The organism is Candidatus Sordicultor fermentans (assembly GCF_012728195.1).
Taxonomy (GTDB): Bacteria; Atribacterota; Atribacteria; order Atribacterales; family Caldatribacteriaceae; genus Sordicultor; species Sordicultor fermentans.
Window position 1 is genome coordinate 1 of sequence record NZ_JAAYFP010000075.1, and the last position, 6,731, is coordinate 6,731.

Consider the following 6,731-nt stretch of genomic DNA (forward strand, 5'->3'; position numbering starts at 1 on the left):
AACTATAAAGGGGATAAATCCCCCTTATAACCCCCTTTGAAAAACAACAAGCATAAAAAAACAAAGACTAAATGGGGAAGAAAAAGCCTCCCTCAGTAAAAAGCTTTGGATTCCCGACTAAATATTTCAGGTACGACGAAAGAGGCGTCACCCCTGAATGGTTCTACGAGGGGTCTAAATTATTTAAGGCAAAAACCTTTGGATGCCTGATTAGGTTTCAGGCAGAGAGAAAAGAACCCCCTTATAGCCCCCGGAACTGCCACACATGCGATGCTACGAGGCTCATTATGACCACTCGGGGATTAGCGCGCATGCTGGAGTTTTTTCCAGCGTTGTTATCCTGGTTTTTCGTCTTTCCTGCTTTTTTCCACACCGTCAGGCTGCTATGCGAGGCTTATATGGCCAAAAAAGGATATTCCATAAATTTTGCGGTTAAATATAAGAAAGAAGAAGCACGTCTCCCCGACTACAAGAAGAATCCCCCTTATAACCCCCCTCAGGGGAGAACACACAAAAAGAAAAAGCAAGCGCTTTTAAAATTCTAAAACCCTGGTGGCTTTAGCCAGTATCCCCCGCAGAGCGTAACCGGTTCTTTCAATATCTTGTTTTACTTCCTCGGTTTGTCCTTCCGGGGAGGTAATTTTCTTTTCATAAACGTAGACTACCAATCTCTCTCCTTTTGCCAGCTGGGGTAGCTTCTCTACCTTATTTTCCTTTAAGTCCACCAGCTCAAAATCTTCCCGGGAAAAAGAAAGAGAAAAGGCCTCTCGAGACAGGGCGTATTTTATCTCCCGGGGTGCAGTAAAATATTCTTTATTCTCGTAAGTGGTGGAAGCTTGCAAAAATATGCTTCCTTCGCCTTCTGCTTGAATTTCTCCTCGAATAGAAATGGAAACGTCTCCTGCTAACTCTTGAACAGAGACGTCGGTTATCACCACTTTTCCCACTTGACCCCAGGCAGGCCAGGAAAAACACAGAAGGAAAATAATCGCTATTCCTATTATGCTATTCTGCTTCACTTCTTCCCCCTTTTCTATGGAAGATGAGGCCAGGGATTAATCACCTCACTGTACCTTCTCACTTCATAGTGAAGGTGAGGACCGGTGCTTCTTCCTGTACTTCCCACTTGCCCGATGATTTGCTCTTTTTTAACTGCATCGCCAGTATTCACTAAAATTTTGGAAAGGTGCCCGTATACTGTCTCGTAACCAAATTGATGGCGAACAATCACACACTTTCCATAATTACCATTCCAGCCGGTGAAAATCACTTTTCCCTCCGCTGTAGCCACCACGTTTCTTCCCGTGGGGGCAGCAATGTCCACACCTGTGTGCCAGGCTCTTCTTCCTGTGAAGGGGTCATTACGCCATCCATAATTGGAAGAGACCCTGCCCCAAGTAGGCCAGCGCATAGGTACCACATATAGCAACCTGTCTCTTTGCTGCGCTACTTCTACTACTTCTTCCAGAGACTTCTTGCGAGCCAGAGTTTCTGTCCGCATCCAGGAAAGATTGTCTTCCAGAGCTTTAGCCTGCCGCCCAAAGTCGGAGTTGTGATCGGAAGAAGAAGGGGGTGAAGGATCACGGACAAGAGAAAAGGAGGAAAGCCTCTCCGGACCTCCCACTCCCAGGGGAGCGACGTGTAGCTCCCCTAAAAATCTATTTAGAGGGATATAAGAGGGAACCGAAACAGAGGAGAGAGATAAGTCGATCCCCAGTTTCTGGAACCGAGATTGCAGGTCTTTTTCTAAAACATTTCGCACCTTTTCATCCAGCTCTCGCAAGCTTTCCAGTTCCTTTATTACTACTTCGGTCTCCTGGGTTAGCTGTTTCAGTTTTTCTTCTTGCTCTTTTTTCTGGGCCTCCAAAACAGCAGCGCTTTTCTGGGTTTCTTCCATCTTTTCCAGAGCAAGACAAAGTTCTTTTTTAATCCTCGATTGATACCACAACACTCCACCGATACCCAAACCAACACCTATCACCAAAACCAGAGCTCCCAAAAGGAGCGTTGACCAGGAAAAATGAAATCTTTTAAGCTGCCCCTTAGTGGGGTGAAGCCAGAAAATCGTAAACTGCTCCTCTTCTTTTTTGTCCAGCATTTACGATCCTCCTGAAAGTTTTATTTTACCAACTGGTGCTCGTTATTTCCTGCTTTTCAAACTATTAACCTGAATTTTATCATAAAACAAAAAAAATATTCAAGCTTATCCTTCAAAAAGTTCCTTCTTTTCCCACAATCAGAGAATAAAGGCGCTCCAGATCTTCCTGGCCATGGTATTCGATGGTAATTTTCCCCCTGCCCACTCTAACTCGAGCGGAAAGGTAATGAGTCAAAAGCTCTTGAAGGTTTTTCTCTTCTCTGGAGTGCCCAGCAGGCTCTTCCTGAGGAGCGGCTTTTTTTACTCTCTTTTCTACTTCTCGAACAGAAAGAGAATGGGTGAGAATTTCCTCCACCAGCTCCTCCTGTCTTTCCTGTGATTCTGCGCTCAAAAGGGCCTTGGCATGACCTAAAGTTATTTTCCCTTCCTGCAAAAGGTCCTGAATTGAAGGAGGCAAATCAAAGAGACGAAGCAGATTGGCAATGGTAGAGCGCTTTTTCCCCACTCTTCTTGCCACTTCTTCCTGGGTTAGATTAAAGTCCTCCATTAACTTTTTAATCCCCCGGGCCAGGTCCAGAGGAGGGAGGTCTTCTCGCTGGAGGTTTTCTACCAGAGCTATTTCCAATTTACTTTTTTCCTCTATCTCTTCTACTATCACCGGAACCGTGGATAAGCCCGCCCGTCTTGCCGCTCTCCATCTTCTCTCTCCAGCTATTAGCTCAAACCCCTCTTCTGCCTTTCTCACCAAGAGTGGCTGAAGGACTCCGTGCACCCGGATGGAGTTAGCCAGGTCTTCCAGCCCCTCCTCATCCATCTGAGTACGAGGCTGAAGAGGGTTAACCTTTATACTATTTATATCTATTTCTTGAATAGCGCGAGCCCCAAAGGCCCCCGCTCCCGGGATCAGTGCATCTAAGCCCTTACCCAGTCCTCGCTTACTCATTTTCCAGCACTTCCTCAGCTAATTCCCGATAGGCTGCCGCCCCTATGGAGCTGGCATCGTGCATAATTATTGGTTTTCCAAAGCTGGGAGCTTCACTCAGGCGAACATTGCGAGGAATAATAGTGCGAAAAACCTTATCTCCCAGAACCCTTCTCGTTTCTTCAACCACCTGTTGAGAGAGGTTGGTTCGAGAATCAAACATGGTCAACAACACCCCCCACAGCTCCAGCTGGGGATTCAAAAAATTATGCACCAGATGAAAAGTATTCATCAATTGCCCGAGACCCTCCAGAGCATAATATTCACATTGAATTGGCACAATAACTCTATGAGCTGAGGTCAGGGCGTTGACGGTTAAAAGACCCAGAGAAGGAGGACAATCGATAAAAATAAAATCAAAATCAGAAACCACTTCTCTTAACCCCTCCTTCAGGCGGCTTTCTCTCCCCATCAGGGGAACCAGCTCAATTTCTGCCCCCGCAAGGCGAATAGTAGCAGGGAGAAGCCAGAGACGAGAAATCCCGGTCTCCAGCACCAATCCCCTCGCCTTTTCTCCGTTGATTAAAAGGTCGTAGATGCACTGCTTTAGCTGCCGACGGTCTATCCCCAGCCCGCTCGTAGCATTGCCCTGAGGATCGATGTCCACAAGCAGCACTTTCTTTCCCTTTTCTGCAAGGCAAGCTCCCAAGTTTACACAGGTAGTGGTCTTACCCACTCCCCCTTTTTGATTAGCTACTGCCACTATGATACCCATAGATGGGTATATTCTAAACTAATTTTATGTTTCTTTCAAATCAACCTCCCAATCAGGAGGTGAAACTTTTCGAGAAAAAATCATATAAGTGGTGTGAGCCACCATCCTATCTACCGGACGAAAAGCAGAGGGATTGGTTTTATATTGTCGGAAGAGGTTTTCCCACACCTCGGTATCCTCGAAGGGAAGAGCCTCCAGCCCTCTCAACACCTCCATAACCTGACCGGCAGTGGGTGAAACTATGGCCAACCTTCCTCCTCCCTTGAGGGCCCTCCAGCACTCCTTGAGATAATCCCAGGGGTTGGGAACGTCCAGAAAAAGAGCATCCACGTCCTTTTCTTCAAAACCATCTTTTATATCTCTTTGTTTTATTTCCACTCTGTCTTCCCACCCCCATTGAGAAAGATTGTGGCGGGCTATGGCGATGAATTCTTCTCTTTTTTCATAGGCATAGACTTTCCCCCTCTCTCCCACCAGGCGGGCCAGTGCTCCACACATAGCCCCGCTTCCTAAACCCACATCAATTACCCGATCGTTTTCCTTTATGTCCAGCATAAGGAGAATAAAACCCAGATCTTTGGGGTAAACAATCTGGGTTCTCCTTTTCATATGGAAGATGTTTTCCACTATTCCAGGCTGTAAGAGATAAACCTTTTTCCCTTGACTGGTGTAAACTTCTTCTCCAAACTCTTTTCCTATTATGTGGTCAAAATAGATATTTCCCAGATGAGTACTGAAAAACTTCCCCTTCTCCACCTTGAGAAGATAATTTTTCCCGTCCTCTAATCGCAGATATACTCTTTCTCCTTCTTTAATAGGCATATTCTCTCCTTGAATCCGAGAAACTCTTGACTTCTAAAATACCGGAACAAACTGCTTCCAATTGTAACACATAAGCTCGGATTCAAGGAGAGGGGAAACAAAATTGTTCCACGTGGAACAATTTTGTCCGGGGGGGAAGGAAAAGCAGACGGCTTACGACGTAAGATAAAAACATATAAACAGAAAAGGCAAAAGACTCCTAGTGGAGCGTTTTCTGTCGCCACAGTGACCCTCCTCAGATGTCATTCCTGAGTGTCTCTATCGGAATGACAGAGAGTGGTGGATTCCCAACCAACGATCTCGGGCACAACGACGGGCTATAAGGGAGCATCTTCCGTCATTTTAAAAAGTGAGCTACATTATGTCAAAAACTCAGAGATCGCCACAGAAGCGAAACCACGACCCTCGCGATGACTATTTGAGACGAGAGGACTAAATGATGCTTATTATGGCCAGTCAGGATTAGCGCGCATGCTGGAGTTTTTTCCAGCGTTGTTATCCTGGTTTTTTCAATCTTTCCTGCTTGTTCTCATGCCGGCAAGCTGCTATGCGAAGTTTATGATGGGCCTCTTGATGCCTCCGGAGGCGGTGCAAAACAATAGAGGATTGCCTCTTTCCTTTATAATGGCCTCTTTTGCGGAATGCCCACTCTGCGAGGGAAGGAGGGGGGAGCGGCATCCTTTTTCCTCACCGCCACCAAGAAGTTTTTTCTCTCTCGAAAGGGAACCGCTACTTCCCATATTTTTTCCACTTCAGCACGAAGAAGAGAGAGGGCTTTTTTGCTCTTTTCTATCTCTTCTTTTACTTCTTTACCTTTATAATAAAGAGCCACTCCACCAGTTTTTAAAAAAGGCACGGTCAGCTCTAAATTTGTAGCCAAAGAGCCCAGAGCTCGGGCTGTAGACAAATCAAAGCTTTCTCGAAAGGCCTCCTCGTGAGCAAGCTCTTCTCCTCTTCCTCTCACCACCCGAGCACCGTCAAGAGATAGCTCCCTCACCACTTCTTCTAAGAAACGACATTTTTTAGCATTAGACTCTACTAAAGTGAGATGTATCCGGGGGTAAAAAATCTTGATGGGAATGGCTGGCACCCCTCCCCCGCTCCCCACATCCACTAATCGTTCTATCTTTTCTTCAAAAAGCGGGGTGGAAAAAACAGTGAGAGAATCTAAAATGGCGTCTACCAGTATTTCTTCGGGGGTTTTGAAGCCCGTTAAGTTGAAGCGTTGATTCCAGAAATAGAGCATCTCCCCATACTCAAGCATTTGTTCTATCCGGCTCTTTTCAAGAGAGAGGCCTAATTCTTCCAGTCCCCTCTCTAAAATTCCCCTTCTTTTCCCCAAGTTATCCACAGATTATTTTCCCCTTTTTTCCACCCTCTGTGAATTGTCTACAAACGGCACATTCTTTAATAGAGCGATTTCTATCACTCCTTCTTTGCCCGACCCTTAATCCCCAGGTTATCCACAGACGCTTTCCAGAAAGATTAGAATCCCTTCCCTGGAGTTTTCTCATTATACCATCCTCTCTATGAGAAAAAAGAGGAAGAAGGGATGTTTCCTTCATGATATCATCGCAAAAGGCGAAGGCTCTGTGGCGGCGTTTTTGTTGGATTACCAAAGATCACCCCGAAGGCTACGATGATTCTCGCATACTCCTGAGTGGGGTAATCCCGAATTTTTTAACATAATGTAGCTTGCTTTTATAAGTTTGAGCAATTTAACAGGTTTTGCGGATACCATATATAGACCCCTGATAAATACGGGGCAGGCTAAAAACGGCTCGAAAGTCGCCGGGGTGGCACACAGAGATTTTTTCCTCTGTGTTGTTTTTTTGATCTTTTTCATTTTTATATTTTAGTCTTTTGGGGGTTATAAGGGGGTTTCACCCCCTTATAGTACTTTTCTGTCATGCCTGAAATCTTTAATCAGGCATCCACGTTTTTGCTTTTTCTTTTTGGAACCATATAGGCATCTCCTCTCCCTCTTATTTAGATTCCTGATAGAGACATTCACCCTCCCCCGTCATTCCCGAAATCTTTTATCGGGAATCCCAAATATTCTTGTTCTTAAATAATTTAGATTCCTGATAGGAACATTCAGGAATGACGGATAA

At 45.4% G+C, this 6,731-nt stretch carries 7 protein-coding genes; 1 reads left to right on the forward strand and 6 read right to left on the reverse strand.

Annotated elements, in window-relative coordinates; translation table 11 throughout:
• Positions 1–71: 71 nt before the first annotated feature.
• Positions 72–545: a hypothetical protein gene (locus GXZ17_RS03365; RefSeq protein ID WP_409375877.1), complete on the forward strand. Its 474-nt coding sequence runs from the start codon at positions 72–74 to the stop codon at positions 543–545.
• Here GXZ17_RS03365 and GXZ17_RS03370 read toward each other — a convergent pair.
• The 6 genes from GXZ17_RS03370 to rsmG all read right to left on the reverse strand — a co-directional run bounded on the left by GXZ17_RS03370 (position 534) and on the right by rsmG (position 5,968).
• The gene (locus tag GXZ17_RS03370; protein WP_409375878.1) at positions 534–1,019 is read right to left on the reverse strand and encodes a hypothetical protein; all 486 of its coding nucleotides are present in this window, start codon (positions 1,017–1,019) and stop codon (positions 534–536) included. The genes GXZ17_RS03365 and GXZ17_RS03370 overlap by 12 nt on opposite strands.
• Before the next feature lie 14 nt (positions 1,020–1,033).
• Positions 1,034–2,098 (reverse strand): peptidoglycan DD-metalloendopeptidase family protein, encoded by a 1,065-nt coding sequence (locus tag GXZ17_RS03375; protein WP_409375879.1) that lies wholly within the window; start codon positions 2,096–2,098, stop codon positions 1,034–1,036.
• Between the two features lie 112 nt (positions 2,099–2,210).
• Positions 2,211–3,041 carry a ParB/RepB/Spo0J family partition protein gene (locus GXZ17_RS03380; protein ID WP_409375880.1) on the reverse strand — a complete coding sequence of 277 codons (831 nt, stop codon included), beginning with the start codon at positions 3,039–3,041 and terminating at the stop codon, positions 2,211–2,213.
• Positions 3,034–3,795, reverse strand: a complete 762-nt coding sequence (locus GXZ17_RS03385) for a ParA family protein (RefSeq protein WP_409375881.1) — start codon at positions 3,793–3,795, stop codon at positions 3,034–3,036. Before GXZ17_RS03385 ends, GXZ17_RS03380 begins: the two co-directional genes overlap by 8 nt.
• Positions 3,796–3,819: 24 nt before the next feature.
• Positions 3,820–4,617 (reverse strand): tRNA (adenine-N1)-methyltransferase, encoded by a 798-nt coding sequence (locus GXZ17_RS03390; protein WP_409375882.1) that lies wholly within the window; start codon positions 4,615–4,617, stop codon positions 3,820–3,822.
• A 619-nt stretch (positions 4,618–5,236) separates the two neighbouring features.
• Entirely contained in the window at positions 5,237–5,968 is a 732-nt protein-coding gene (rsmG, locus tag GXZ17_RS03395; protein WP_409375883.1) for a 16S rRNA (guanine(527)-N(7))-methyltransferase RsmG, read from the reverse strand.
• Between the last annotated feature and the right edge of the window lie 763 nt (positions 5,969–6,731).